General features: G+C 71.1%; 23 protein-coding genes. 11 read left to right on the plus strand and 12 right to left on the minus strand.

Features of this window, described 5'->3' with window-relative positions:
- Window positions 1–61: 61 nt before the first annotated feature.
- The 5 genes from IF64_RS0103665 to IF64_RS0103685 are packed head-to-tail and all read left to right on the plus strand — an operon-like array spanning window position 62 to window position 6214.
- The gene (locus IF64_RS0103665; protein ID WP_048807970.1) at window positions 62–1648 is read left to right on the plus strand and encodes an ABC transporter substrate-binding protein; all 1587 of its coding nucleotides are present in this window, start codon (window positions 62–64) and stop codon (window positions 1646–1648) included.
- Window positions 1649–1663: 15 nt separating this feature from the next.
- Window positions 1664–2620 (plus strand): ABC transporter permease, encoded by a 957-nt coding sequence (locus IF64_RS0103670; protein ID WP_030530559.1) that lies wholly within the window; start codon window positions 1664–1666, stop codon window positions 2618–2620.
- Between the two features lie 5 nt (window positions 2621–2625).
- Window positions 2626–3480 (plus strand): ABC transporter permease, encoded by an 855-nt coding sequence (locus IF64_RS0103675; RefSeq protein WP_030530560.1) that lies wholly within the window; start codon window positions 2626–2628, stop codon window positions 3478–3480.
- Window positions 3477–5117 (plus strand): ABC transporter ATP-binding protein, encoded by a 1641-nt coding sequence (locus tag IF64_RS0103680; RefSeq protein WP_030530561.1) that lies wholly within the window; start codon window positions 3477–3479, stop codon window positions 5115–5117. The genes IF64_RS0103675 and IF64_RS0103680 overlap by 4 nt, the downstream gene beginning before the upstream one ends.
- A 2-nt stretch (window positions 5118–5119) precedes the next feature.
- Window positions 5120–6214, plus strand: coding sequence for a serine hydrolase domain-containing protein (locus tag IF64_RS0103685; RefSeq protein WP_030530562.1), 1095 nt, complete (start codon window positions 5120–5122; stop codon window positions 6212–6214).
- 134 nt (window positions 6215–6348) lie between these two features.
- Here the strand turns inward: IF64_RS0103685 and IF64_RS0103690 are convergent, their stop codons facing one another.
- From IF64_RS0103690 to IF64_RS0103720, 7 genes are all read right to left on the minus strand, one after another.
- Window positions 6349–6771 (minus strand): metal-sulfur cluster assembly factor, encoded by a 423-nt coding sequence (locus IF64_RS0103690; RefSeq protein ID WP_030530563.1) that lies wholly within the window; start codon window positions 6769–6771, stop codon window positions 6349–6351.
- The gene (sufU, locus tag IF64_RS0103695) at window positions 6768–7223 is read right to left on the minus strand and encodes a Fe-S cluster assembly sulfur transfer protein SufU (RefSeq protein ID WP_030530564.1); all 456 of its coding nucleotides are present in this window, start codon (window positions 7221–7223) and stop codon (window positions 6768–6770) included. The genes IF64_RS0103690 and sufU overlap by 4 nt, the downstream gene beginning before the upstream one ends.
- Window positions 7224–7225: 2 nt before the next feature.
- The gene (locus IF64_RS0103700) at window positions 7226–8539 is read right to left on the minus strand and encodes a cysteine desulfurase (protein ID WP_030530565.1); all 1314 of its coding nucleotides are present in this window, start codon (window positions 8537–8539) and stop codon (window positions 7226–7228) included.
- A 70-nt stretch (window positions 8540–8609) separates the two neighbouring features.
- A complete protein-coding gene (gene sufC / locus IF64_RS0103705; RefSeq protein ID WP_030530566.1) occupies window positions 8610–9374 on the minus strand; it encodes a Fe-S cluster assembly ATPase SufC in 765 nt (254 codons plus the stop codon).
- A 55-nt stretch (window positions 9375–9429) separates the two neighbouring features.
- Window positions 9430–10617, minus strand: a complete 1188-nt coding sequence (gene sufD / locus IF64_RS0103710) for a Fe-S cluster assembly protein SufD (RefSeq protein WP_030530567.1) — start codon at window positions 10615–10617, stop codon at window positions 9430–9432.
- 1 nt (window position 10618) lies between these two features.
- A complete protein-coding gene (gene sufB / locus IF64_RS0103715) occupies window positions 10619–12067 on the minus strand; it encodes a Fe-S cluster assembly protein SufB (RefSeq protein WP_030530568.1) in 1449 nt (482 codons plus the stop codon).
- Window positions 12064–12873: a helix-turn-helix transcriptional regulator gene (locus IF64_RS0103720; protein ID WP_051757450.1), complete on the minus strand. Its 810-nt coding sequence runs from the start codon at window positions 12871–12873 to the stop codon at window positions 12064–12066. The genes sufB and IF64_RS0103720 overlap by 4 nt, the downstream gene beginning before the upstream one ends.
- A 185-nt stretch (window positions 12874–13058) precedes the next feature.
- Here IF64_RS0103720 and mptB point away from each other — a divergent pair, with 185 nt between their 5' ends.
- The 5 genes from mptB (at window position 13059) to IF64_RS0103750 (ending at window position 19397) form a co-directional block, all read left to right on the plus strand.
- On the plus strand, window positions 13059–15167 hold the full coding sequence (gene mptB / locus IF64_RS0103730) for a polyprenol phosphomannose-dependent alpha 1,6 mannosyltransferase MptB (RefSeq protein WP_425468433.1): 2109 nt from the start codon (window positions 13059–13061) through the stop codon (window positions 15165–15167).
- A gap of 120 nt (window positions 15168–15287) precedes the next feature.
- Window positions 15288–16214 carry an ABC transporter ATP-binding protein gene (locus IF64_RS0103735; RefSeq protein ID WP_030530569.1) on the plus strand — a complete coding sequence of 309 codons (927 nt, stop codon included), beginning with the start codon at window positions 15288–15290 and terminating at the stop codon, window positions 16212–16214.
- Window positions 16211–17002, plus strand: a complete 792-nt coding sequence (locus tag IF64_RS0103740) for an ABC transporter permease (RefSeq protein WP_030530570.1) — start codon at window positions 16211–16213, stop codon at window positions 17000–17002. The genes IF64_RS0103735 and IF64_RS0103740 overlap by 4 nt, the downstream gene beginning before the upstream one ends.
- Before the next feature lie 157 nt (window positions 17003–17159).
- Complete coding sequence (locus IF64_RS0103745) at window positions 17160–18113, plus strand: COX15/CtaA family protein (RefSeq protein ID WP_030530571.1); 954 nt, start codon at window positions 17160–17162, stop codon at window positions 18111–18113.
- Window positions 18114–18452: 339 nt separating this feature from the next.
- On the plus strand, window positions 18453–19397 hold the full coding sequence (locus IF64_RS0103750; protein ID WP_030530572.1) for an acyl-CoA desaturase: 945 nt from the start codon (window positions 18453–18455) through the stop codon (window positions 19395–19397).
- Window positions 19398–19464: 67 nt separating this feature from the next.
- Here IF64_RS0103750 and IF64_RS0103755 read toward each other — a convergent pair whose 3' ends face one another.
- Window positions 19465–20346 carry an ATP-grasp domain-containing protein gene (locus IF64_RS0103755; RefSeq protein ID WP_030530573.1) on the minus strand — a complete coding sequence of 294 codons (882 nt, stop codon included), beginning with the start codon at window positions 20344–20346 and terminating at the stop codon, window positions 19465–19467.
- On the minus strand, window positions 20343–20666 hold the full coding sequence (locus IF64_RS0103760; protein WP_030530574.1) for a hypothetical protein: 324 nt from the start codon (window positions 20664–20666) through the stop codon (window positions 20343–20345). Before IF64_RS0103760 ends, IF64_RS0103755 begins: the two co-directional genes overlap by 4 nt.
- A 118-nt stretch (window positions 20667–20784) precedes the next feature.
- Between IF64_RS0103760 and IF64_RS0103765 the strand changes: the two genes are divergently transcribed.
- Window positions 20785–21756 carry a quinone oxidoreductase family protein gene (locus IF64_RS0103765; protein ID WP_030530575.1) on the plus strand — a complete coding sequence of 324 codons (972 nt, stop codon included), beginning with the start codon at window positions 20785–20787 and terminating at the stop codon, window positions 21754–21756.
- A 58-nt stretch (window positions 21757–21814) separates the two neighbouring features.
- Here the strand turns inward: IF64_RS0103765 and IF64_RS0103770 are convergent, their stop codons facing one another.
- The 3 genes from IF64_RS0103770 to IF64_RS0103780 form a co-directional block, all read right to left on the minus strand.
- A complete protein-coding gene (locus IF64_RS0103770; RefSeq protein WP_030530576.1) occupies window positions 21815–22426 on the minus strand; it encodes an FKBP-type peptidyl-prolyl cis-trans isomerase in 612 nt (203 codons plus the stop codon).
- Window positions 22427–22447: 21 nt separating this feature from the next.
- Entirely contained in the window at window positions 22448–24832 is a 2385-nt protein-coding gene (locus tag IF64_RS0103775) for a HelD family protein (protein WP_425468434.1), read from the minus strand.
- A 279-nt stretch (window positions 24833–25111) separates the two neighbouring features.
- On the minus strand, window positions 25112–26122 hold the full coding sequence (locus IF64_RS0103780) for a heme o synthase (protein WP_030530578.1): 1011 nt from the start codon (window positions 26120–26122) through the stop codon (window positions 25112–25114).
- Window positions 26123–26437 lie beyond the last annotated feature (315 nt).

Here is a 26437-nt window from a genome sequence, read left to right on the forward strand (position 1 = left end):
ACCCGCGCCGGACACGCCGAGACGATCCGCCGTCCCTGTCCCCTATCGGAAGCTCGACTCCATGTCGTCGTCTAGTCATTCCCCATCCGTTCATTCTCGCAATGCGAAGATTTCGCGCAGGACTCTTCTGCTGGGCGGTGCCGCGCTCGCGGGCAGCGTGCCGTTCCTGTCTGCCTGCGGCGGGCGCACCAGCGCCGCCGAGAGCCCCGCTGGTCCGCCGAAGCGCGGCGGGACCCTCCGCGTCGGCGTCACCGGCGGCGGTGCCTCCGACACCCTCGACCCGCACTCCCCGGTCGCCAGTCCCGACATCGCGCGGGTGCGCAACCTCTACGAGCCGCTCGTCGACCGGGACGCCGAGTACGAGATGGAATATCTCGTCGCCGAGCGTCTCGAGCCCTCCCCCGATGCCAGAACGTGGACGGCGACGATCCGCGACGGCATCCGGTTCCACGACGGCAGGCCCGTCACGCCCGACGACGTGGTCGCGACGTTCGCCCGGATCATGGATCCCGACGACCCGAAGTCCGGCGCCGCGAGTCTGTCCATGTTGGACCGTGTGGTACCGAAGGGGGATCGTCAGGTCGAGTTCCACCTGAACGAGGCCTCGGCGGTGTTCGACGACTACCTCGGCCAGTACTCGCTCGGCATCGTCCCCGCCGACTTCGACCTCGACGATCCGATCGGGACCGGCCCGTTCCGCGCACGCGAGTTCACACCGGGCCTGCAGAGCCGGTTCGTGCGCAACCCCCATTACTGGCGGCCCGACCGGCCGTATCTGGACGAGCTGGTGCTCATCAACTTCACCGAGGACGACGCGCGCATCAACGCGCTGCTGGCGTCCCAGGTGGACGCGATCGACCAGGTTCCGGTCTCCCTGGTCGAGGTGCTGCGCAGCGACGAGCGTATGCGCATCCTCTCGTCCGAGACCGGCACCTGGCTGCCGTTCACGATGCGGGTCGACCGTCCGCCGTTCGACGACGTCCGGGTCCGCCAGGCGATGCGGCTCATCGTCGACCGGGAGCAGATGATCAACCAGGTGCTGTCGGGCCAGGGCCGGATCGGCAACGACCTCTACGCCCCGTTCGACCCGGCCTACGCCGCCGAACTGCCCCAGCGCAGGCAGAACATCGCCGAGGCCCGCAGACTGCTAGCCGAGGCAGGGCAGTCGAACCTCACCGTCGAGCTCGTGACCGCGCCGATCCAGGCCGGAGCCGTCGAAGCCGCCCAGGTGTTCCAGCAGCAGGCGAAGGCGGCCGGGGTGAACGTCGTGCTCAACCGCGTCGACACCACCACGTTCTACGGCGACAACTACCTGAAGTGGGATTTCGCCCAGGACTTCTGGTACACGCGCAACTACCTGCCGCAGGCCTCCAACGGGTCCCTTCCGGACTCTCCCTACAACGAGACCCACTGGCAGGACCCGGAGTATCTCGACCTCGTCGCCCGTGCCCGCTCCACGACCGACGAGCGCGAGCGGACGCGACTGCTCAAACAGGCGCAACGCATCGAGTACGAACGTGGCGGGCTGATCGTCTGGGGTTTCATGAACCAGGTGGATGCCTACCAGGTCTACGTCGCCGGGCTCGTCCCGGACCGTACGGGCCTGCCGCTGTCCGGATATTCGTTCGACCGCGTCTGGCTCGGCTGAGGAGGTGAGTGTCTCGTGTTCCGTCTGATTCTGCGCAGGCTTGCGGTGAGTGTCGTCGTGCTGTGGGTCGTGTCGCTCCTGGTGTTCGTCGCGACCCTGCTGCTGCCCGGCGACCCCGCCCGCGCCATCCTCGGCCAGCAGGCCACCCCCGACCGCATCGCGGCGCTCAACGCACAGCTGGGCCTCGACGCTCCGGTGTGGCAGCGCTACGTCGACTGGCTCGGCGGCCTGTTCACCGGTGACCTCGGTGTCTCGGCCGCGAGCCAGGGACCGGTGACGGAGCTGCTCGGCGAACGCATCGGGGCGTCCCTGGTGCTGCTGGTGGTGGCCGCCGTCGTGAGCACCGTGATCGGCCTCGCGCTCGGCACCTGGTCGGCGCTGCGGCGCGGCCGCGCCGCCGACCACACCGTCTCGGCGCTGAGCCTGGTCGTGGCCGCGCTGCCCGAGTTCGTCATCGGTGTCGCACTGATCGTGCTGCTGTCGACGACCGTGTTCCCGGTCCTGCCGTCGGTGACCCTCGCCCCACCCGGCGAGCCCGTGTGGTCGCAGCCGAGTCAGCTCGTGCTGCCGATCATCACGCTGTGCCTCGTCGTCACGCCGTACATCACCCGCATGATGCGCGCGACGATGGGCGAGGTCCTCGACAGCGGCTACGTGGAGATGGCGCGGCTGAAGGGCCTTCCCGAGCGCGTGGTGATCACTCGCCACGCCGTTCCGCACGCGATCGGCCCGGTCGCCCAGGTGATCGCACTGCAGTTGGCCTGGCTCGCCGGTGGCGTGGTCGTGGTGGAGTTCCTGTTCCGCTACCCCGGCATCGGGCAGGCCCTCATCGACGCCGTCAACAACCGGGACGTCGCGGTCGTCCAGGCGATCACGTTGCTCATCGCGGCGGTCTACATCGTCGTGAACCTGATCGCCGACGTCGTCGGCATCATGACCAACCCCAAACTGCGCGCCGAGGTGACCAGGTGAACCCCATGCAGAAGCAGCCCTCGCTGCTGCGCAGGGCACTGTCCCTGCCCCAGGCCAGGATCGGGCTCGTCCTGACGGGAGTCGTCATCGTGCTCGCCGTGGGCGGCGCGCTGTTCGGGTCCCTCCTCACCGGACACGACCCGACCGAGTTCGTCGGCAAGCCGTTCCACTCCGACGGGGCCGCCGGCACCGACGGGCTCGGCCGCGACGTGCTCACGCGCTTCCTCGCGGGCGGTCTGACGCTCCTGGTCTACGCCGTCCTCGCGACCGCGCTCGGTGTCGTGCTGGGTGCCCTGCTCGGCATGCTCGCCGGCTACAGCGGCGGCTGGCTCGACTCGGTGATCATGCGCGGCAGCGACGTGCTGCTGTCGTTCCCCCAGCTGGTCTTCGCACTGCTGGCCATCGCGATGATCGGCCCGAAGGGCTGGCTGCTGGTGCTGGTCATCGGCATCACGCACGCACCGCGCGTAGCACGCGTTGCGCGACAGTCCACAGTGGCCGTCAAGGACGCCGATTTCGTCCGCGCCGCCCGCATGTACGCCCTGCCCCGCCGCCGCATCCTCGTCGGCGAGGTGCTGCCCAACATCACCGGGCCGCTCATGGTCGAGCTGGGACTGCGGCTGACCTACTCGATCGGCTACGTCGCCTCGCTGTCGTTCCTCGGCCTCGGCATCCAGCCGCCCACCGCGGACTGGGGACTGATGATCAACGAGAACCGCATCGCGCTCGTCGTCGAGCCATGGGGGGTGCTGCTTCCGGTGGTGGCCATCGCCGTCCTCACCGTCGGCACCAACCTCATCACCGACTCCCTCGCCTCCGCCGCGGCGGGCCGGGGACGCACGAAGGAGGTCCCGGCATGACGACCCAGGTCGCCGTCACCCACGCACTCGTCGTCGACGACCTGCGCGTCGACACCACCGGTGGACAGCCCGTCCTGCGCGGGGTGTCCTACGACATCGCCCCCGGCGAGGTCCTCGCGCTCGTCGGCGAGTCCGGATCGGGCAAGACGACGGCGGGACTCGCCGCCCTGGGCCACTTCCGCCGTGGTCTCACCCCGACCGGCGGCACGATCACGGCCACCGGCCACGACGGCACCGCGATGCCGGTACTGGACCTCGACGACCGCGCGCGGCGCGCCCTCCGCGGCCGCACCGTGGCCTACATCCCCCAGGACCCCGCCGCCTCGCTCAACCCGGCGCTGCGTATCGGCAGGCAGATCGGCGAGGTGCTCGAGACGCACGGCTACGGCGCCTCCGACGACGAGCGCGAGGCACGGGTCGCCGAGGTCCTGCGCGAGGTGGGCCTGCCCGGCGAGGAGGAGTACCGGCGCCGCTATCCCCACCAGCTCTCCGGCGGACAGCAGCAGCGCGTCGGCATCGCGATGGCCTTCGCGTGCCGGCCCGGCGTGGTCGTGCTCGACGAGCCGACCACCGGCCTCGACGTCACCACCCAGACCCTCGTGCTCACCACGGTCGCCCGGCTCACCGCCGAGCACGCCACGGCGGCGCTGTACATCACGCACGACCTGGCCGTCGTCGCCACCATCGCCGACCGGGTGGCGGTGCTACGTGGCGGCGAGGTCGTCGAATCGGGGACGGTGGACGAGGTGCTGCGCAGCCCCGCGCACGCCTACACACGGGAACTCGTCGACGCCGTACCGCACCTCGACGGCCCCAGCACCGACGGCAGCGACGACACCGACAGCAGGGACAGCAGGGACGGCACCGACGGCACGGCTCCGGACACCCGTGCCGTGCTGTCGGTGCGCGAGCTGTCGGTCTCCTACGGCGAGCACCGCGTGCTCCACGACGTCTCGCTCGACGTGCAGGCGGGCGAGTGCCTGATGCTGCTCGGCGAGTCCGGATCGGGCAAGACGACGCTGTCGCAGTGCATCGCCGGGCTCAACGACCGGCACACCGGCGCGGTGGCACTGTCGGGCCACGAGTTGGCGCGTTCGACGGCCGCGCGTACCGCGGAGCAGCTGCGGTCGGTGCAGTACGTGTTCCAGAGCCCGTACTCCTCGCTCAACCCCCGCAAGACGATCGCCCAGTCCGTCGAGTTGCCGCTGCGCACGCTCACCGATCTGGACCGCGACCAGCGCCGCGAGCGCGTGCACACCACGCTCGAGCGGGTCCGGCTCGATCCGGAGCTGGGCGGGCGGTTGCCCGATCAGCTCTCCGGCGGGCAGCGGCAGCGCGCCGCGATCGCACGAGCCCTGGTCACCACACCCGACGTGCTGCTGTGCGACGAGGTGACGTCGGCGCTCGACGTCTCGGTGCAGGCCACGATCATCGAGCTGCTCTGCGAGCTCAGAGCGGAACTCGGTACCGCGATGCTGTTCGTCACGCACAACATCGCACTCGCCCGCCACGTCGCCGACCGCATCGCGGTGCTGCGCGGCGGCGAGGTCGTCGAGTCGGGGCCGGTCGACGACGTGCTCACCGCGCCGTCGCACGAGTACACCCGTCAGCTGCTCGACAACACACCCAGGATGTGACGATGCACGTCGACGGAACGGTGGCGCCGGGTTTCGAACCGCTGCGGGAGGCGTTCGTCGAGGTACTCGGCGACGCGCGCGCGGGCGCGGCGTTCGCCGTGGTGCGCGACGGCAGGCCGCTCGTGGACCTGTGGGGCGGGCTCGCCGATCCGGTCACGGCGGCCCCGTGGCGGCGCGACACGCTCTGCGTGTTGTTCTCCGGAACCAAGGGCGTGGTGGCGACCGTCGCGGCGGCGCTGGCCGACCGGCTCGATCCGCACCAGCCAGTGCAGGCGTACTGGCCGGAGTTCACCGCCGAGGTGACCGTCGGCCAGGTCCTGTCCCACACGGCCGGTCTGCCCTGTGTGGACGGTGACCACGACCTGCTGGACGTTGCCGACTGCGCCCGGCGTCTCGCCGCGCAACGTCCACTCTGGACACCGGGGTCCCGGGTCGCGTATCACCCGTTGACCTACGGCTACCTCGTCGGGGAGCTCCTGCGGCGCGTCACCGGATCATCGGTCGGCACGCTCGTGCGTGACCTCGTCGCCGCCCCGCACGGGCTCGACCTGCACCTCGGCACCCCGGCCGAGTGCGACCCGCGGATGGCACGCCTGGTCCGCGCGCCCGACTACGCCATCAGCACGTTCCTGCGTGATCCCGAGCGCCGCAGGCTCGTCGAGCGGATGTACGCCGGTCTGCTCGACTCCGACGAGCTGATGAACTCGGCCGCCTACCGCAGGGCCGAACTCGCCGGCGGCAGCGGCACCGGCACCGCCAGGGCCATGGCGGGGCTGTACGACCTGCTCCTGCGCGGACACATCGTGCCGCCCGCGGCGCTGGCGACCGCCACGACGACGTGGTCCGAGGGTGTCGACGCGATCAACGACCGGCCGTTGCACTTCGGCCTGGGCTACGAACTCGCCGACCCGATCGGCACGTACGGACCGCACTCCCGCGCCGACGGCGCGTTCGGCCACTCCGGCGCGGGCGGCAGCCGCCACGGCGCGTGGGCCCGCGGGCGGATCGGGTTCTCGTTCGTCACCAACGAACTCCGCGCCGAGAACGCCGACGGGCGGGCAGAGCACCTGCTGCGGGTGCTCGACGCCCTGGTGTGACACCGCGGCTTCACACCGGCCACCGGTCCCGACACGCGTTCGGCCTCGGCAGCGCCGGGAAGCGCTCCGTGTATCGACCCACAAAGACCCCCTGACCTGCGGGCTTGCAGGTCAGGGGGTCTCGTGCGGGTTGTTCAGACGGTGAACCCGAGGGCGCGAAGCTGTTCGCGGCCGTCCTCGGTGATCTTCTCCGGCCCCCACGGCGGCATCCAGACCCAGTTGATGCGGAAGTCGTCGACGAGCTTGCCCGAGCCCTTCAGCACCGACGCCGTCTGGTCCTCGATGACGTCCGTCAGCGGGCAGGCCGCCGAGGTCAGCGTCATGTCGATGGTGGCGGTGTTGTCGGGCTCGACCCGGATGTCGTAGACCAGGCCCAGGTCGACGACGTTGATGCCGAGCTCGGGGTCGACCACGTCGCGCATGGCCTCCTCGACGTCGTCGACCTTCGCCACGCCCTCGGCCCCACCGGCCGAGGCCTGCGCCGCCTGGGCCTCCTGCGTCTCCTGCTCGAGGTCGGCCGCCGTCCGGCCCTCGCGCTCGCTGTGCGTCTCGGTCATGCTCCCACCTCGTTGGAGTTCGACGTGCGGGCCAGTGCGTCCTTGAATGCCATCCATCCCAGCAACGCGCACTTCACCCGCGCAGGATACTTGGCGACACCGGCGAACGCGATGCCGTCGTCGAGGACGTCCTCGTCCGGCTCGACCTGGCCGCGCCCCTGCATGAGCTCGGTGAACGCGTCCATCGTGGTCATCGCCTCGTCGATGCTGTGGCCGACCACCAGGTCGGTCAGCACCGACGTCGACGCCTGGCTGATCGAGCAGCCCTGCCCCTCGTAGGACACGTCTTCCACGCGGCCGTCGTCGGTGACCTTCACCCGCAGGGTGACCTCGTCGCCGCACGTCGGGTTCACCTGGAACGACTCGGCGTCGTACGGCTCACGCAGCCCACGGCCGTGCGGGTTCTTGTAGTGATCCAGGATGATCTCCTGGTACATGCTTTCCAGCTGCATGCTCACTGCCTGCCCTTCGCGGCCTCGACGCCGAAGAACCGCTGTGCCTCGCGGACTCCGTCGACCAGCGCATCCACTTCGGACGGTTCGTTGTACAGGTAGAACGACGCACGCACCGTCGCCGGGACCGCGCACGCCCGGTGCAGCGGCCACGCGCAGTGGTGCCCCACCCGCACCGCGATGCCCAGGCTGTCGAGCACCTGGCTCACGTCGTGCGGGTGCACCCCGTCGACCACGAACGCGACCGTGGCGCCGCGGTCGGCCGTGTCCTGCGGGCCGATGATGCGCACGCCGGGGATGGCGGCCAGCCCGGCGAGCGCACGCTCGGCGAGCACGTGTTCGTGCGCGGCCACCCGGTCCATGCCGATGCCGTTCAGGTAGTCCACGGCCGCAGCCAGGCCCACGGCCTGCGAGGTCATGGGAACGCCCGCCTCGAAACGCTGCGGCGGGGCGGCGAACGTCGAGCCCTCCATGCGGACCAGCTCGATCATCGACCCGCCCGTGAGGAACGGCGGCATCGCCTCGAGCAGCTCCCGGCGGCCGTAGAGGATGCCGATCCCCGAGGGGCCGAGCATCTTGTGCCCGGAGAACACGGCGAAGTCCACGCCGAGCTCGCCGAAGTCGACCGCACCGCGGCCGTGCACGCCGTGCGGCACGGACTGGCACGCGTCGAGCACGACCAGCGCGCCCACCTCGTGCGCCCGGCGCACCAGCGGCTCGACCGGGTTCACCGTGCCGAGCACGTTGGACTGGTGCGCGAACGCGACGACCTTGGTCCGCTCGGTGATCACCGAGTCCAGTTGGGACAGATCGAGCCTGCCCTCGTCGGTGACGGAGAACCACCGCAACGTCGCGCCCGTGCGCTGGCACAGCTGCTGCCACGGCACCAGGTTCGCGTGGTGTTCCATCTCGGTGACCACGATCTCGTCACCGGGGCCCACGGAGAACCGTTCGGCCTCCGGGCCCGCCGTGGCCGCATTGCTCATCGCGTAGGCGACGAGGTTGATGCCCTCGGTCGCGTTCTTCGTGAACACGATCTCGCCCGCGTCCACCCCGACGAACGACGCGATCGTCTCGCGCGCGCCCTCGTAGGCGTCCGTGGCCTCCTCGGACAGCTGGTGCGCCCCGCGGTGCACGGCGGCGTTCGACGTCTCCACGAAGCGCCGTTCGGCGTCGAGCACCTGCGCCGGACGCTGCGACGTCGCGCCCGAGTCCAGGTACACCAACGGTTTACCGTCCCGCACGGTGCGGGACAGGATGGCGAAATCGCCGCGCAGTGCCGTCACGTCCAATGTCGGCGAATCCGTGGTGGTCATCGCGCCGGCTCCCTTCGATGCGGGTGTGCCGGGCCCACCGGAACCATCCGGCAGGCCCGGCCGGGACACGTCAGACGGCCGCTTCGGCGGTCGTGTACTTGACGTAGCCGTTGGCCTCGAGCTCGTCGGCCAGCTCCTTGCCACCCGACTCGACGACCTTGCCGCCGGCGAACACGTGCACGAAGTCCGGCTCGATGTGCTTGAGGATCCGCGTGTAGTGCGTGATCAGCATGACGCCGACCTCGTTCCCCGACTTGTACTCGTTGACGGCCTCGGACACGACGCGCAGCGCGTCGACGTCCAGACCCGAGTCGGTCTCGTCCAGCACCGCGAACTTCGGCTTGAGCAGCGCCATCTGCAGGATCTCGTGGCGCTTCTTCTCACCGCCGGAGAAGCCCTCGTTCACGCTGCGCTCGGCGAACTCGGACGAGATCTCCAGCTGCGCCATCTCGTCCTTGACCTCCTTGACCCAGTGCCGCAGCTTCGGGGCCTCGCCCCGCACCGCGGTCGCGGCCGAACGGAGGAAGTTCGACATCGACACGCCCGGCACCTCGACCGGGTACTGCATCGCGAGGAACAGGCCCGCGCGGGCCCGCTCGTCGACACTCATCTCGAGGACGTTCTCGCCGTCCAGCAGCACCTCGCCCGAGGTCACCTCGTACTTCGGGTGCCCGGCGATCGCGTACGACAGCGTGGACTTGCCCGAACCGTTCGGGCCCATGATGGCGTGCGTCTCGCCCGAGCGGATCGTCAGGTTGACGCCCGTGAGGATCGGCTTGTTGCCCTCGTCGGTCACGACGTCGGCGTGCAGATCCTTGATTTCCAGTGTGGCCATGCCTCTTCGTTTCTCTTCGCGGTCCGAAAGTCTGTGAGTGGTCCGGTGCGCGTGCCTACACGCCGATGGCGGCGAGTTCCGCCTCGATCGCGGCCTCGAGCCGCTCACGCACCTCGGGGACGTCGATCTTCATCAGGATCTCGTGGAAGAACCCGCGCACGACGAGCCTGCGGGCCTCGTCCTCGGGGATCCCTCGTGCCTGCAGGTAGAACAACTGCTCGTCGTCGAACCTTCCCGTGGCACTCGCGTGCCCGGCACCGGCGATCTCCCCGGTCTCGATCTCGAGGTTCGGCACGGAGTCGGCCCGCGCACCCTCGGTCAGCACGAGGTTGCGGTTGAGCTCGAACGTCTCGGTGCCCTCGGCGGCCGCGCGGATCAGCACGTCGCCGATCCAGACCGCGTGCGCGTCGTCGCCCTGCAGCGCGCCCTTGTAGAGGACGTTGGACTTGCAGTTCGGCACCGCGTGGTCGACGAACAGCCGGTGCTCCTGGTGCTGGCCGGAGTCGGCGAAGTGCAGGCCGAGCATCTCGACGTCGCCGCCGGGGCCGCCGAACGTCGCGGTCGGGCTCACCCGCACCAGGTCGCCGCCGAGCGTGACGACGATGTGCTTGAGGTGGGCGTCGCGGCCGAGCTTGAGGTGCTGCTCGGACACGTGCACCGCGTCGTCGGCCCAGTCCTGCACGCTCACGACGGTCAGGTGCGCACCGTCGCCGAGCACGAACTCGACGTTGTCGGCGTAGGTGCCCGAACCGGCGTGGTCGAGCACGACCGTCGCCTCACCGAACTGCTCGGCGCGGACCTGCACGTGCCCGTAGGCCGTCTTGCCCTCGCCGGGACCGTTCAGCCGCACGAGCGTGCGGGCCGACGCCTTCGTCTCGCGCGGCACGGTGACCAGCGTGGCCTTCTCGAACGACGAGTACGCCTGCGCGGCGATCCGGTCGCTCGGGACGCCGCCCTGTCCGAGGCGCTCGTCGTCGCGGCCGACGGTCTCGACCCGCACCTCGGGTGCGGCCTCGACCTCGACCTCCGACTCACCGGTGGCGGGCGCGGAGCCGTCGTGCAGCCCGCGCAGGCGCTTCATCGGCGTGAACCGCCAGTTCTCCTCCCGACCACCGGGAACCTCGAACGCCTCGACGTCGTACGAGGCGAAACGCTCCGCGCGGGAGGCCGCCGGGACGATCGTCTCGGCGGCCTCCGCGGTGTTCGCGGCGCTCGCGGCTGCGGTGTTGTCAGCAACCGTCATGTCAGCCGACGCTTCCTTCCATCTGCAGTTCGATCAGGCGGTTGAGCTCGAGCGCGTACTCCATCGGCAGCTCCCGCGCGATGGGCTCGACGAACCCGCGCACCACCATCGCCATGGCCTCCTCCTCGGTGAGGCCACGCGACATCAGGTAGAACAGCTGGTCCTCGCTCACCTTGGACACGGTGGCCTCGTGGCCCATGGACACGTCGTCGTTGCGGATGTCCACGTACGGGTACGTGTCCGACCGCGAGATCGTGTCCACCAGCAGGGCGTCACAGACCACGCTGGAACGCGAGTGGTGCGCCCGCTTGGCGACCTTGACCAGGCCGCGGTAGGAGGTACGCCCACCGCCGCGCGCCACCGACTTCGACACGATCGTCGAGGAGGTGTGCGGCGCGAGGTGCTCCATCTTGGCGCCGGCGTCCTGGTGCTGGCCCTCACCGGCGAACGCGACCGACAGGACCTCACCCTTGGCGTGCTCGCCCATCAGGAAGACCGACGGGTACTTCATCGTCACCTTGGAGCCGATGTTGCCGTCGACCCACTCCATGGTGGCGCCCTCTTCGGCCTTGGCCCGCTTGGTCACCAGGTTGTAGACGTTGTTCGACCAGTTCTGGATCGTCGTGTAGCGGCAGCGGCCGCCCTTCTTCACGATGATCTCCACGACCGCCGAGTGCAGCGAGTCGGACTGGTAGATCGGCGCCGTGCAGCCCTCGACGTAGTGCACGTACGCACCCTCGTCGACGATGATCAGCGTCCGCTCGAACTGGCCCATGTTCTCGGTGTTGATGCGGAAGTAGGCCTGGAGCGGGATGTCGACGTGCACGCCCGGCGGCACGTAGATGAACGAGCCTCCCGACCACACGGCGGTGTTCAGCGCGGAGAACTTGTTGTCACCGGCGGGGATGACGGACCCGAAGTGCTCCTTGAACAGCTCCGGGTGCTCACGCAGCGCGGTGTCGGTGTCGAGGAACAGCACGCCCTGCGACTCCAGGTCCTCGCGGATCTGGTGGTAGACGACCTCCGACTCGTACTGCGCGGCGACACCGGCGACGAGCCGCTGCTTCTCCGCCTCGGGGATGCCCAGCTTGTCGTAGGTGTTCTTGATGTCGGTCGGCAGGTCGTCCCAGCTGGTGGCCTGCTTCTCGGTGGAGCGCACGAAGTACTTGATGTTGTCGAAGTCGATGTCCGACAGATCCGCGCCCCAGTTGGGCATCGGCTTGCGCTCGAAGAGCTTGAGGGCCTTCAGGCGTGCGTCGCGCATCCACTCGGGCTCGGACTTCTTCTCCGAGATGTCGGTGACGACATCCTCGTTGAGACCACGCCGAGCGCTCGCGCCCGCCGTGTCCGGGTCCGACCAACCGAACGCGTAGTTGCCGAGAGACTCGATGGTCTCTTCCTGGCTCAAGGGCGTGGTGGTGGGATTGCGCTGCTCGGCAGCGGCAGTCATGTGGTCGTCCCTCCGTTCGGAGTTCGTGCTTCGTGCCCCGGCGTCGGGCCGGGCACGTGCGTGGTGCACACGGCATCGCCGCGTGCGATGGTGGCCAGTCGCTGCACGTGAGTGCCGAGCAACTGGGCGAACGCCTCGGTCTCGGCCTCGCACAGCTGCGGGAACTCCGCTGCGACGTGAGCCACCGGGCAGTGGTGCTGGCAGAGTTGCGCACCGGTGCCGGACGCGCCGGGGGCGTCCCCGGACTCCGACCCGGCCGCGCCGACCTCACGGGTCGACGCAGCGTAACCCTCCCTGGTCAAGACGGCTGCCAGGGCCTCCGCCTTGGCCGCGGGAGCACCCTCGTCGAGGATCTGCTCCCGGTACGGGTCGACGAGCGCCGCGACGCGCCGCTCGGCGAACGCGCGAACCGCGTCCTCACCGACGTGCTCGGCGAGGAACCGGATCGCGGAGACCGCCAGGTCGTCGTAGGCATGACCGAACCGCGCCCTGCCCTGCTCGGTGAGCAGGAACAGCTTCGCGGGCCTGCCACGCCCCCGCCTGCCGCGCCGAGGCGCGTCCCTGGTCTCGGCCTCCTGGTCGGCCACCAGCGCGTCGAGGTGCCTGCGCACCGCGGTCGGACTGATGCCGAGCTGTTCGGCAACCGCCGCCGCGGTCATCGGGCCCTGCTCCAGCAGGACCCGTGCGACCTCGCCACGGGTGCTGCCGTCCGGACCACTCGGGGTTCCGGCAGGCAGCGCAGCGGGACCCGCGACCGTCGGTGGCGTGCCGCCACCCTGCTGGTCATCGTGCCCGCTGTTTTTCACAACATAATTGTGTCGTATTTCCTCGCGGTGGGCAAAGGTGGCCACGCCGACCAGTGACCGGGCTCACCGAACACCCCGGTGCCGCGGCGTCCGCACCGCCCTTCCGGCCGCGGGCGCACGGAGTGCCCGGCCGCCCGACACGGCCGCCGCCCGGTGGGGTGAGGCGGCATCGATACGCTGCCCACGTGGCATTCGGCAGGGCAGCACGGCGGCGCACCCGCACCGAGCGGGCAGCGGGCACGGGGGGCACGGGCGACGCGCAGGACCCGGCGGGCCGGCACGACGAGGGCGCCCCCGGCACCGGCGACAGCGCTCCCGGCACCGTCCGGCGCGGGGGGCGCGACGCGGAACCGCACCCCGACACCGCGGACGGCAGTGCGGACGGCAGTGCGGCGCCGCCGCACTCACCTGCGGGCACGGCGGCCGACGCCGGGTCCGGCACGGCTCCCGGCACGGCCGAGTCCGACGCACGAGTGACGGCGGAGACGTCTCAGCGACGTTCCCTCGGCGCCTCGACCGTGTGGGTGCCCACCCGCTCCCCCGCGCATCCCGGCGACCGGCACCCGCTGACCGACGACGAGCGCCGCTCGGTGCGCATGGTGCAGGGCTTCGGCACCGTCGGCTCGCTGATGCTCGCGTTCGGCTCGCTCGGCGCGGGCGCGGCACCGGTGCTGAACCCGGTCAACACCCTGCCCGTACTGCGCCTCTTCGCGCGCATTCCCACCGTGTCGCTGGCCGTGGCGTTCATCGGCATGCTCATGCTGATCATCGGCTGGCTCCTGCTCGGCCGCTTCGCCCGCCCCAGCCGGAAACGCATGGTGTGCCGCGGCGAACTGCACCGCACCCTGCTGCTGTGGATCGCCCCGCTGGTGGTGATCCCGCCGGTGTTCACTCGCGACCCCTACGTCTACCTGGGCCAGAGTGAGGTCCTGACCCGCGGGATGGACCCGTACCAGTTCGGCCCCGAGGTGCTCGGCAACGACGACCCGCTCGTGGTGGGGGTCGCCAACATCTGGCGCGACACACCCGCACCGTACGGCCCGCTGTTCCTGCGCATCGGCAGTTGGATCACCGGCTTCACCGGCGAGCACGTCTCGGGCGGGATCCTGCTGTTCCGCCTGCTGACCCTGGTGGGCCTCGGGGTGATCGTGTGGGTGCTGCCGCGACTGGCCGACCGGTTCGGCGTCCCGCCCAGCACCGCCCTGTGGCTGGGCGTGGCCAACCCGCTCGTGCTGTTCCACATCGTCGGCGGTGCCCACAACGACGCCATCGGCATCGGCCTCATGCTCCTGGGCCTGGAGGTCGGACTGCGCAGACTGCCCTACCGCGTGCGCGGCGACTCGCCGCCGCCCCTGGTCAAGGGCGAGCTGCGCTACATCGTGCTCGGCGCGGCCATCATCACCGTGGCCGCCGCGGTGAAGGTGCACGCGATCGTGGCGCTCGGATTCTTCGGGGTGATGATCGCCAGGCGCTGGTACGGCGGCATCAAGGACCTGCTCAAGGCCGCCGCCCTCATGCTGGCGGTCTCCGCCGTCGTGATGACGGCCGTGACCTACGGGGTGGGGCTCGACTACGGCTGGGTCAACGGATTGAGCACCCCCACGAAGCTGTGGAACTGGATCGCCCCCACCTCCGAGATCGGGCAGCTGGGCGGTGTCCTCGGTATCGCGCTCGGGCTCGGCAACCACACCGGCGGCATCATCTCGGTCCTTGCCGTGATCAGCTACCTCGTGGCCGGAGCGATCACCGTCAAGTTCCTCTGGGACAGCCTCCACTGGCGGTACCGGCCGATGATCGGCCTCGGTGTGTCCCTCGGCGCGGTGATGCTGTTGCACGTCGCCATGCAGCCCTGGTGGCTGCTGTGGGCGATCATCCCGCTCGCTGCGTCGGCGGGCACGTCGCGGTTCCGCGTGGTGGCCACCGGGATGACCGTCGTGCTGTCGCTGCTCGTGCCGCCCAACGGCAGCCCGTTCGACGGCAGGCTCTACACGCTCCCGCAGGCCTACTTCGCGGGCGGACTCGTCGTGCTCGGCGCGCTGGCGCTGCTGTGGTGGCGCGCACCGTCGGTGCTGTTCGCCCGTACCGACCCGGCCGACCTGCTGCACCCGGTGCCGTCGCGGACGTCCCTGAGGCACCGCCGGTCCCGCCAGCACGGACCCGGGAACGGCGCCGCCGGCGCCGACGCCGACGCCGGGAAGCCGACCACGGGGCGTGCCGAGCGGACCGCCGCCCCACCTGCCGAGGCCAGCGGCGCCGCACCCAGACCCGACGACCCCGCCTCGACGCCGTCCTGACCGCAGACTGTCCCGACCCGACCCCGGCCGCGGCGCGCTGGTCTGGGCGAATGTGCCCGGCCTCGCAGCTCGGCCAGGGCGACGCGACCGACGGGCTCGCACGCCGTACCCTTGACCTTCGTGAATGCTGCGGCCGTCGAGATCACCGGTCTGGTGAAGCGCTTCGGATCGGTCACCGCCGTCGACGGGCTCGACCTGAAGATGCCGCGGGGCGTCATCCTCGCGCTCCTGGGCCCCAACGGCGCGGGCAAGACGACCACCGTCGAGATCTGCGAGGGTTTCCGCCGCCCCGACGCGGGCACGGTGCACGTCCTCGGACTCGATCCCGCTCGCGAGGCCGCCGCACTGCGCCCGCGGATCGGCGTCATGCCGCAGGGCGGAGGCGCCTACCCCGGCGTGCGCGCCGAGGAGATGCTGCGCCTGGTCGCCGCGTGCGCCGCCCACCCCCTCGATCCGGCCTGGCTGCTCGACGTGCTCGGCCTCGACACGGCGCGGCGGACACCGTTCAAACGCCTCTCCGGAGGCCAACAGCAGCGGCTGTCCCTGGCGTGCGCCATCGTCGGCAGGCCCGAGCTGGTGTTCCTCGACGAGCCCACCGCGGGCATGGACCCCCAGGCGCGGCGTCTGGTGTGGCAGCTGCTCGACGCGTTACGGGCCGACGGCGTGAGCGTGCTGCTGACCACCCATCTGATGGAGGAGGCCGAGTCACTCGCCGACGACGTCGTCATCGTCGACGGCGGCACCGTGATCGCCCAGGGCTCGCCGAACGCGCTCACCGCCGAGCACGCCGAGGACGCCCAACTGCGCTTCCGCGCCCGCCCCGGACTCGACACGCGCCTGCTGACCGCCGCGCTGCCCGAGGGCTATCTCGTGCGCGAATCGAGCCCCGGCGCCTACCGCGTGACCGGCTTCGTCGACCCCCAGGTCGTCTCCACCGTCACCTCGTGGTGCGCCCAGCAGGGTGTGCTCGCCGAGGAACTGCACGTCGGCAGGCGCGACCTCGAAGAGGTCTTCCTGGAGCTGACCGGACGGGAGCTGCGCGCATGACCACGTCACCGTTCCCCGCGGGCACGTTCACGCCCGCACCCGGTCGCGGACGCCTGGGCCGCATGCTGCTGACCCACGCCCGCGTCGAAACGGCGCTGACCCTGCGGCACGGCGAGCAGATCCTGCTGACGCTCCTCATCCCGCTCGCCATGCTCATCGGCCTGAGCCTGCTCGACATCCTGCCCGCGGGCGACCTCGCGGGCATGGAACGCGTCGACTGGATCACCCCGCGCATCCTCACCCTCGCCGTCCTGTCGTCGGCGTTCACGGGACAGGCCATCGCGCTCAGTTTCGACCGCCGCTACGGCGTGCTCAAACGCCTGTCGGCGACCGCGCTGCCGCGCTGGCTGCTGGTCGCAGGCCGCCTCGTCGCCGCACTCGTCGTGGTGGCGTTGCAGGTCCTCGTGCTCGGCGTCGTCGCCGCGTTGCTGGGGTGGTCGCCGTCGACGGCGGGCATCGCGTTCGCGGTCGCGCTCGTCGTACTCGGCACCGTGTGCTTCGGCGCGCTCGGCGTCCTGCTCGGCGGCGCGCTCCGTGCCGAGGCCGTGCTGGCGCTGGCCAACATCGTGTGGTTCGTGCTGCTGCTGGCGGGCGGGATCCTCATGGTGCCCTCCGCGCTGCCCGACACCTACGCGGCGATCGTCACGTTCCTGCCCTCCGGCGCACTCGCCGAAGGACTGCACGCCGCGCTGGTCGACGGCACCTTCTCGGGCGCGTCCTGCGCCGTCCTCGCCTGCTGGGCCGCCGTCGCCGCCGCCGTGGCCGCGAAGACCACCAAACTCACCTGACCGGTTCTCCCACCGTCACCCGGAGGCACGCGCTCCGCGCGGCCAACTACGGCCAGCCCCTCTCCAGCCACCACCCATACGGACGCGCTCCGCGCGGCCAACTACTATTTGTAGTGTGAGCGCATTCGTGGAGCGGTTGTCCTCGCTCGTCGGCCGCATGCCGTACCCGTCCAGGGCGGTGCAGCGCGCCGTCGCGATCGCCGCCATCGTCACCCAGGGCGGCATCGGGGTCACCGGCTCGATCGTGCGAGTCACCGGCTCCGGTCTCGGCTGCCCGACGTGGCCGCAGTGCTTCCCCGGAAGCATGTTCCCGGTCGAACATCCCGAGTACGAGACGTTCAACCAGTGGATCGAGTTCGGCAACCGGCTGCTGACCGGCATCGTCGGCATCGTCGCTGCCCTCTGCGTGCTCATCGCCTGGCGGATCCGCATCGCCCACCCGGAACGCACCCGCCTGCTCGCCCTCGCCTGGACCATGCCGGGCGGGGTGGTCGCGCAGGCCGTCATCGGCGGCATCACCGTCGTCACCGGCCTGCTGTGGTGGACGGTCGCCATCCACTTCCTCGCCTCGGCCGTTCTCGTCTGGCTGGCCACCCACCTGCTGCACGCCTTCAACGAGGGCGACGACGAACCCCGCTGGCAGCTGCCCGGCCACAGCAGGGTCCTGATGCGCGTGCTCGTCGCGGCACTGGCCGCCCTCCTCGTCGCCGGCACGACCGTCACCGGAGCCGGACCGCACGGCGGCGACCCCGACACCCCGCGGTTCGACGCGCCGATCGAGACCCTGTCGTTCATCCACGGCGCCATGCTCGTGGTGTACCTGGCCGCCCTCGCCGCGATGGGCGCCGAGTGGTGGCGCAACCGCACCAACTCCCGCGTCACCCGCTCCCTGTGGCGCCGGTACGCCGCCGTCTGGGTCGTGGCGCTCGCGCAGGGCGCGCTCGGCAGCGTCCAGTACGCCCTCGGCGTCCCCGAGGAACTGGTGTCGTTCCATGTCCTCGGCTCCGCCGCGGTCATCGTGGCCACCGCGGCCCTGTGGTGCGGCGCCCGCGACCGCGGCCCCGTCGTCGACCGCGTCCCCGCCGCGACGACGACCACCGCCTCGCACTGACGTCGCACCGAGGCACAGAAACACCGAGGCACAGAGGTACGGAGGCACGGAGACCCCGCCTCGGAACACGGATCCCGCCGCGCGCGGGCACCCCACACGAGGACCTTTCACGTTCCGGACGTCGCGCCCGGCCGGTGCCGCGGCCGTCCGGAGTCGTTCACTGCGCTGTTCGCGCCCGAGGACCGACCGTTCGGTCACGTGTCATCACAGTGCCGCCCATCCGAGCGGGTTCGGCCGGTACTCTGCAAGACGCTGTTCTCCGGTTCCCGGCGCCTCCCCGGCGCGCCCGGGCGAGTCCCCATCCCCCACCCGACGTTCCGAGACGAGGTCCGCACGCCCATGAGCACTGCCGAACAGGCGCCCGAGACCACCGCAGGGCCCAAACCCCTTCTGGGTGAGGCCCGCACGACCGGACAGATGCTGGTCCTGAAAACCTTCCTGCTCGTCCCCTTCGTCGCCCTGCTCGTGGCGGTGCCGTTCGCGTGGGGTTGGGGACTGAGCTGGCTCGATCTGGGCCTTGCCGCCGCGTTCTACACGCTCGGCACGCTGGGTGTGACCGTCGGATACCACCGCTACTTCACCCACGGCGCCTTCAAGACGGGCCGCCCGCTGCGCATCGCGCTCGCCATCGCAGGCAGCATGGCCGTGCAGGGCTCGGTCATCTTCTGGGTCGCGAGCCACCGCAGGCACCACGCGTTCGCCGACCGCGAGGGTGACCCGCACTCGCCGTGGCTGTTCGGCACCTCCCCCGGCGCGCTGCTGCGGGGCTTCTGGCACGCCCACATGGGCTGGATGTTCAAGCGCGACGTGACCAACTACCAGCGATTCGCTCCCGACCTGCTGGCCGACCAGGACCTCAAGATCGTCAACCGGTTCTTCGCGCTGTGGATCGTCGCCAGCCTCGCCCTTCCCGCGCTCATCGGCGGGCTGCTCACGTGGTCGTGGTGGGGCGCGGTGACGGCGTTCTTCTGGGCCGGGCTGGTCCGCATCGCGTTCTCCCACCACGTGACGTGGTCGGTCAACTCGGTGTGCCACATGGTCGGCGAGCGCCCGTTCGCCAGCCGGGACAAGGCGGCCAACTTCTGGCCGCTGGCGATCCTGTCCATGGGCGAGTCGTGGCACAACTCCCACCACGCCGACCCGACGTGCGCCCGCCACGGTGTGCTGCGTGGTCAGCTGGACATCTCCGCCCGCCTGATCTGGATCTTCGAGAAGCTGGGCTGGGTGCGGAACGTGCGCTGGCCGCGGGCCGAACGTCTCGCCGCCAAGCGCGTCGCCGCCTGAGCCGCCGCGCGGAGTCCGCCGTCGCCGGTGGGCTCCGCGCGCGTGCCGGTCCGGCCGGGCGGGTCCCTCAGGACAGGGCCGACCGGACCGCCGAGGCGAACCGCACGGGCGCGTCGACGTCGGCCTGCCGGAAACCCAGGCTCGGCTCGCTCACCTCGAGTTCCAGCACGGCCGGCTCCCCCGCGTCCGTACGCACGACGTCCACCCGCGCGTACAGCAGATCACCGCGGCGCAGGCCGACCCGTGCGGCGGCGGCGTCGAGCGCGTCCTCGGCCAGCGCGAGCCACGCACCCTTGGGGGTGGCCGTGCCGAGCTTCTCGGTCACGAACAGGCCGGACTCGTCGAGGTCGGCGCCCGCGAGCATCGGGCCCTTGGTGAAGGCGTGCGAGTACTGGCCACCGAAGAACACGAGCGCGGTCTCGCCCTCGTCGTCCACGGCCGCCTGGTACGGCTGCACCACGGCGGTGTAGCCGGCGGCGTGCAGTTCGGCGAGGTGGGTGCCCGCCGCGTCGTGCCCGCGCGGGGTGAACCGCGCCGCACCCCGCGATCCCGCCCCGACGGACGGCTTGACGACGAAGTCCCCGGCCGGCCATGCGGCCCGCTCGCCGGGGGCCACGAGCGCCGTCGGCACGGTGGCGACACCGGCGTGTGCGAGGTCGACGAGATAGGCCTTGTCGGTGTTCCACCGCACCGCTTCGACGGGGTTCGCCAGTCGCGGAACCGAGGCGCACCAGGCGAGGAACTCGTCGCGGCGCTCGGTGTAGTCCCACGTCGAGCGCAGCACCACCAGGTCGGCGCCTGCGAAGTCCTCGTCCGGGTCGTCCCACACCGTCCATCGGACGTCGACGCCGACCTCGGCGAGCGCGGGCAGCACGGCCGCCTCGTCCCCGTCCCCCTCCGGCACCCGTGCGCAGCCGGCGAACAGAACCGTGCGGCGCGCCGAGCTCATGCGCGGGCGCGCGGGCCCGCCATCCGGCGCCGGTGCTCGGCTCCGATGACGGTCGCGTTCACGGTCTCCGAGTCCCATTCGGCGGCGTCGAGGTCACCGATCGCCGCGATGAGCGCTTCCCCGGTCTCCGGGCTCGGGACCACCACGTCCCCCAGCGCGCCGTCGGCGCCGACCAGGACGACGCGGGCCCCGCCGCGTCCGATGCGTTCGACCACGGCCTTGACCGGCGCGCCGTGCGCGGCGACGAAGGACGTGGCGGCCGACAGCTGTCCGTTCGTCGGCTCGGCGGGACTCGTCTCGGTGCTCTCGTTCTCAGCCACGGCGACAGTGTAGGGGCCGGGCGGCACGCGGACGCCGGGACGCGCTGCACGTCACGATCACGGCCGAGGTTCTAGGCTCTGCCGGGACGTCACCACCGCGCCACGAGGAGGAAGCCGTATGCCCACCGCCATCCGGATCGAACGCACCGGGGGTCCGGAGGTCCTGACACCCGCCGACGTCGACCCGCCCTCGCCCGGCTCCGGGGAGGTGCTGGTCGACGTCGAGGCGGCCGGGGTCAACTACATCGACACGTATCAACGATCGGGCGTCTACCGCGTCGCGCTGCCGTACACGCCCGGGCTCGAGGGCGCGGGCACCGTGGCCGAGGTGGGCCCCGACGTGACCGGGATCGCCGTCGGCGACCGGGTCGCGTGGCAGGGCCATCCCGGCGGTTACGCGCAGCGCGCGGTCGTGCCCGCGCGGGTCGTCGTGCCCGTCCCGGACGGTGTGTCGGCGCAGACCGCGGCCGCGACGATGCTGCAGGGGGTCACGGCGCACTACCTGGTCAACTCGACGTACCCGGTCGCCGAGGGCGAGACGATCCTGGTCCACGCCGCGGCCGGCGGCGTGGGACTGCTGTTGACCCAGTTGGCGAAGGCCAAGGGTGCCCGCGTGATCGGGACGGTGTCGACCGAGGAGAAGGAACGGCTGGCGCGCGCGGCGGGCGCCGACGAGGTGATCCGCTACACCGAGCGGGACTTCGCCGAGGCGGTCGACGAGCTCACCGGCGGGGAGGGTGTTCCGGTCGTCTACGACGGCGTGGGCGCCAGCACCTACGAGGCGAGCCTGCGGTCGCTGCGGCGTCGCGGGACGCTGGTGCTGTTCGGCGCGTCGAGCGGCCCGGTCCCGCCGATCGACCCGCAGGTGCTGAACTCCGGCGGCTCGCTCTACCTGACGCGTCCGACGTCGGGCGACTACACCGCCACCAGGGACGAGCTGGAGTGGCGCACCGGTGAGCTGTTCGCAGCCGTGTCGGCCGGAGAGCTGGACGTGCGCATCGGGGCGACCTACCCGCTGGCGGACGCGCGCCGCGCCCACGAGGACCTCGAGGGCAGGCGCACGACGGGCAAGGTGCTGCTGACCCCGTGAGCGGCGCGTGGTCCCGAGTGCTCCGGAAACATCCGGGCGCTCGGGACCACGCAGCGGGTCAGGAGACGCCGGTGACCTCGGCGACGACGACGATGCTGTCGGAGGCCAGCGGGTTACCGCTCTGCTCGGAGTAACCGAGGTCCGGGGGCAGCACGAACACGCGCGTGGCGCCCTGCTGCGCACCCTCCATGCCCTCGGCCCAGCCCTCGATGTCGCCCGAGGGCGAGCCGAGGTCGACCGAGGCGCTGCCGCTGTCGGCCACCGAACCGTCGGACCAGCCCACGACGGTGTAGTCCACCTGCACGGTCGACTGCGGTGTCACGGCGGCACCGTTGCCCGGTTCGACGTCCCGGGTGAGGACCTCCTGCGGCGCCGCGCAGTCGCGCGGGATCTGCACCTGCGGCTCCGCGCCGTTGGTCTCGACGGTGATGTCCTCGGCCGTGCACTGTCCCGCACCGCCCACGGCGGAGTGGCCGCCGCCGTCCTGTCCGGCACCGTGTGCGGCGGACGACGGCGCGCTCTCGGACACCGACACCGGTGCGGGCGTGTGTGTGGCCTGCTCCTCGGGCGACTGGTCCGTCGGCTCCTCGAGGGACGGCGAGCACGCCGCGAGCACCGTCGCTGCTGCCGTCGCGGCCCCCGCGATCATGATCTTGCCAGCTTTGCGCATGTGCCTACCCTAGCTGGGCGCTCACCGGGCGTTTTGCGCACCTGACGTCGTCGCGGCGAGCGCGTCGGGCACGGGACCGGTGTGCACGACGCCGAGCCGTTTGGTCGCCCGGGTCAGCGCGACGTACAGGTCGTTGAGGCCACGCGGGGACTCGGTGATGATCTCGTCGGGGGCGACGACGATCACCGCGTCGAACTCCAGTCCCTTCGCCCTGTCCACCGGAAGCAGCGACACGCGCTCGTCGGCCTCGCCGGACGAGTCGAACCTCACAACGGCCTCGAGCTCGTGGGTGGCCATGTCCTCGGGGACGACCACGGCGACGGTGCCACCCTCCACTTCGGCCAGTTCGCCGTCCACCATGGACCGGAGCTCGCCGGCGAGCCCGTCGCGGTCGAGGTGCCGCTGCCAGGGCACGTCGCCGGTGTCGCGCACCGAACGCGGTGCCCGCAGCTCGGGGTCGATCTCGGCGAGCACGTGCGCGGCGAGATCCATGATCTCCGACGGGGTGCGGTAGTTGACGGTGAGCTCGCGCAGCCGCCACCGCTGCCCCACGTACGGCTCGAGCACGTCGGCCCACGCCGAGGTCCCGGCACGGGAGCCGGTCTGCGAGACGTCGCCGACCAGGGTCATGGAACGGCTCGGGCAGCGCCGCATCAGGGTGCGCCAGTCCATGGCCGACAGTTCCTGCGCCTCGTCGACGATGACGTGCCCGAAGGTCCACGTGCGGTCCTGGGCGGCGCGCTGGGCGGCGGTGAGGTTGCTGCGGGCCTCCTGGCGTTCGGCAATCATCTCCGCATCGAGCACGTCGCGGACGCGGATCTGGTCCTCGTCGAGGATTTCGTCGTCCTGTTCGAGCACGTGGAGCACGCCTTCGGCGTAGGCCCGTTCCTCGCGTTCCCTGCGTTCGCGGCGCAGCCGCGCCTCGGTGTCGTCTTCCCCGAGCAGTTCGGCGAGTTCGTCGAGCAGCGGCACGTCCGCCGGGGTCCACCACGACCCCGGGACCCGCAGCAGCGTGTCGGTCTCGGCCGCGCTCAGGTGTCCTTCGGTGGCCGAGGCGAGACGGTCCGCGTCGGTGAGCAGATCGGCCAGCAGCTCCTGCGGGGTGAGCTTAGGCCACAGCCGGTGGAGCGCGGCCTGCACGGCGCGGTCCTCGGTGAGTTCCCTGCGGATGGTGGCGTAGTCACGCTCGTCGAGCAGCACGCCGTCGTCGGTCTCGTCCTCGGTCAGCGGGATGTCGGGCACGTCGTCGAGCACGCTCGATTCGAGCTTGGCCACGGCCTGTTCGGCGAGAGCGTCCAGGAGGGTGTCGACGAACACGCGGCGGGCGACGTTGTGCGGTTTGAGCGTCGCCCTGGCCTTGGCGCGGGCGCGTTCGCACGTGCGGCGGTCGAGTTCGAGCACGTCGTTGTCCTCGGCGTCGATGCGCAGGACGTCGTCCGGCACGGTCTGCCGGTCGCGGACGGCCTGCTCCAACACCTCGGTCATCACGATGCGGCCCTTGACCTCGGCCGCCTCGGGGGTGTCGGTGCCGACCGCCTCGAGCCCGGGGAACAGTTCGCCGACGGTGGCGAGCAGCACGCCGGTCTCGCCCAGGGAGGGCAGCACCTGGCCGATGTAGCGCAGGAACGTGCTGTTGGGCCCGACGACGAGCACGCCACGGGTCGTGAGCTGGCGCCGGTAGGTGTAGAGCAGATAGGCGGCGCGGTGGAGGGCGACGGCGGTCTTGCCGGTGCCGGGACCGCCCTGGACGACGAGCACGCCGCCCATGTCGGCACGGATGATCCGGTCCTGCTCGGCCTGGATGGTGGCGACGATGTCGGACATCTCGCCGGTGCGGCGACGTTCGAGCGCCGACAGCAGGGCGGCTTCGCCCGCGAGGCCGAGGTGGTCGCTGTCGCCGCCGGAGCCGATGTCGAGGATCTCGTCGTCGACGTCGACGACGCGCCTGCTGAGCGTGCGCAGGTGCCTGCGGCGGCGCACGCCGTCGGGCGATGCGGCGGTCGCGAGGTAGAACGGGCGGGCGACCGGCGCGCGCCAGTCGATCAGCAGCGGCCGGTAGTCGTCGGTGTCGTCGAACAGGCCGAGCCTGCCGATGTAGAGGGGCGAGTCGGTGTCGTCCCGGGCGCGGCGTTCGTCGGTGAAATCGAGGCGTCCGAAGCACAGGCCCTGTTCGACGGACTTGAGTTGCGCGAGCCGGTCGCTGTAGGTGGCGGTGGCGGCTTCGCGTTCGGCCTGGGCCTGCGGTTCGCCGTCGGCCATCCGGAGGCTCTCGGCGAGCCTGCGTTCGACGAGCTCGCGTTCGGCGTCGAGTGCGTCGTAGACGCCCGAGACGTACTTCTGTTCCTCGGCGATCGCGGTGTGTTTGCCGTTCTCGGTGGTTTTCCGGTCGTCGGCGGACACGGACAAGGGCGGCGCCTTTCGCAAGAAGGTGTGGAGGGCTCGACCGAGTTCCAACGATCGACCGAGCACATGAATTCCCAACGGACGGCCGGGATAACCCCGGGCCCGTCGGAGGGGCCGGGCCGCGCCGCCGAAGGCGTTGACATCGTCACCCGCGACCGTGCACCTGCGCGAGGACCGGCGGCAGCGCAGTAACGGACCAGCGCAGTAACGGACCAGCGCAGTAACGGACCAGCGCGGTAACTGAACAGCGCAGTGAACGAAGCGCGGTGAACGAAGACCGGCTCAGAACGGGAGCCCGAGCACGGGCATCCCGATGGCCGCGTCGACGGCGAGGGCGACGAACACGATCATCAGGTACGTGTTCGACCGGTGGAACAGTGCCATCGGCTTGGTCTCCCGGCCACGCTTGACGCCTGCGTACAGGCTGTGGGCGTAGAAGAGGAACCACGCGCCCGCCAGTCCGGCGAAGGCGGCGTAGAGCCAGCTGGTCGCCGGGACCAGGAGCAGCGTCCAGCCGACCATGACCCACGAGTAGATGACGATCTGCTTGGCGACGTGCTGCGGGCTGGCGACCACCGGCAGCATCGGCACCCCGGCGCGTTCGTAGTCCTCGCGGTACTTCATGCCGAGCGCCCACGTGTGCGGCGGCGTCCAGAAGAAGATCACGCCGAACATGACGAAGGCGGGCCATTCGACGGTGCCGGTGACGGCCGCCCAGCCGATGACGACGGGCATGCAGCCCGCGGCACCACCCCAGACGACGTTCTGCGGCGTGCGCCGTTTGAGGCCGAGCGTGTAGACGAAGATGTAGAACAGGATCGTCGCGATGGCGAGCAGTCCTGCGAGCAGGTTGACGGTGCCGTAGAGCAACGCGAACGACGCCACGCCGAGGACGAGCCCGAACACGAGCGCGTTCGTGCGGGGCACGGTGTCCCGCACGAGGGGGCGCTTCTTCGTGCGGTTCATGACCTTGTCGATGTCGGCGTCGACGACGCAGTTGAGCGCGTTGGCACTCCCCGCGGCCATCGTGCCGCCCACGAGCGTGGCGAGCAGGAGCCACGGGTCGGGGATCGCCCGGCCCGCCAGGAACATGGCGGGGATGGTGGTGACGAGCAGCAGCTCGATCACCCGCGGCTTGGCCAGGGAGGCGTACGCGGCGACCACCTGACGAACGCCGCGACGGGCACCGGGCTCACCGGCCGGGGGCTCACCGGAGGGGGTACCGGCGGTGTGCCCGGCGCTGGTGTTGGCACTGCGCCCGTGCGACGAACGCGCAGCGTGCACCAACGACATGTCGCTCCCTGCGTCAGATTGCGGGCCGGAGACGTCCCTGGCGAGCGCCGGACGGCTCGTCGGCCGGTTCCTTGACAGAGGGTAGTAGAGGTCGCCGGGACATCCGCGCACGGCACCCCGGGTGCGAAGTCCACGTCACATTTCCCCTCGTGCGTGCACAGCCCGTTCGCTCGTCCCCGCACACCGACCGTCGACCGCCGGCCTGGCACCGGCGACACGCCGCAGGGGCAGGCCGCGCCCGCCACGGCTGAGGCGTCTGCAAGGCTCTCGCGCGACAGGCGCGCGGACGCCGCCCGGGACTAGGCTGGCAGCGTC

It is taken from the genome of Prauserella rugosa, from assembly GCF_000719975.1.
GTDB classification, from domain to species: Bacteria; Actinomycetota; Actinomycetes; order Mycobacteriales; family Pseudonocardiaceae; genus Prauserella; species Prauserella rugosa.

Bases quoted from the DNA above. Each gene is read 5' to 3' on its own strand.
- IF64_RS0103665 (WP_048807970.1), top strand. From the start codon at position 62: ATGTCGTCGTCTAGTCATTCCCCATCCGTTCATTCTCGCAATGCGAAG.
- IF64_RS0103675 (WP_030530560.1), top strand. From the start codon at position 2,626: ATGCAGAAGCAGCCCTCGCTGCTGCGCAGGGCACTGTCCCTGCCCCAG.
- IF64_RS0103680 (WP_030530561.1), top strand. From the start codon at position 3,477: ATGACGACCCAGGTCGCCGTCACCCACGCACTCGTCGTCGACGACCTG.
- IF64_RS0103685 (WP_030530562.1), top strand. From the start codon at position 5,120: ATGCACGTCGACGGAACGGTGGCGCCGGGTTTCGAACCGCTGCGGGAG.
- IF64_RS0103690 (WP_030530563.1), bottom strand. From the start codon at position 6,771: ATGACCGAGACGCACAGCGAGCGCGAGGGCCGGACGGCGGCCGACCTC.
- sufU (WP_030530564.1), bottom strand. From the start codon at position 7,223: ATGCAGCTGGAAAGCATGTACCAGGAGATCATCCTGGATCACTACAAG.
- IF64_RS0103700 (WP_030530565.1), bottom strand. From the start codon at position 8,539: ATGACCACCACGGATTCGCCGACATTGGACGTGACGGCACTGCGCGGC.
- sufC (WP_030530566.1), bottom strand. From the start codon at position 9,374: ATGGCCACACTGGAAATCAAGGATCTGCACGCCGACGTCGTGACCGAC.
- sufD (WP_030530567.1), bottom strand. From the start codon at position 10,617: ATGACGGTTGCTGACAACACCGCAGCCGCGAGCGCCGCGAACACCGCG.
- sufB (WP_030530568.1), bottom strand. From the start codon at position 12,067: ATGACTGCCGCTGCCGAGCAGCGCAATCCCACCACCACGCCCTTGAGC.
- IF64_RS0103740 (WP_030530570.1), top strand. From the start codon at position 16,211: ATGACCACGTCACCGTTCCCCGCGGGCACGTTCACGCCCGCACCCGGT.
- IF64_RS0103745 (WP_030530571.1), top strand. From the start codon at position 17,160: ATGCCGTACCCGTCCAGGGCGGTGCAGCGCGCCGTCGCGATCGCCGCC.
- IF64_RS0103750 (WP_030530572.1), top strand. From the start codon at position 18,453: ATGAGCACTGCCGAACAGGCGCCCGAGACCACCGCAGGGCCCAAACCC.
- IF64_RS0103755 (WP_030530573.1), bottom strand. From the start codon at position 20,346: ATGAGCTCGGCGCGCCGCACGGTTCTGTTCGCCGGCTGCGCACGGGTG.
- IF64_RS0103765 (WP_030530575.1), top strand. From the start codon at position 20,785: ATGCCCACCGCCATCCGGATCGAACGCACCGGGGGTCCGGAGGTCCTG.
- IF64_RS0103770 (WP_030530576.1), bottom strand. From the start codon at position 22,426: ATGCGCAAAGCTGGCAAGATCATGATCGCGGGGGCCGCGACGGCAGCA.
- IF64_RS0103780 (WP_030530578.1), bottom strand. From the start codon at position 26,122: ATGTCGTTGGTGCACGCTGCGCGTTCGTCGCACGGGCGCAGTGCCAAC.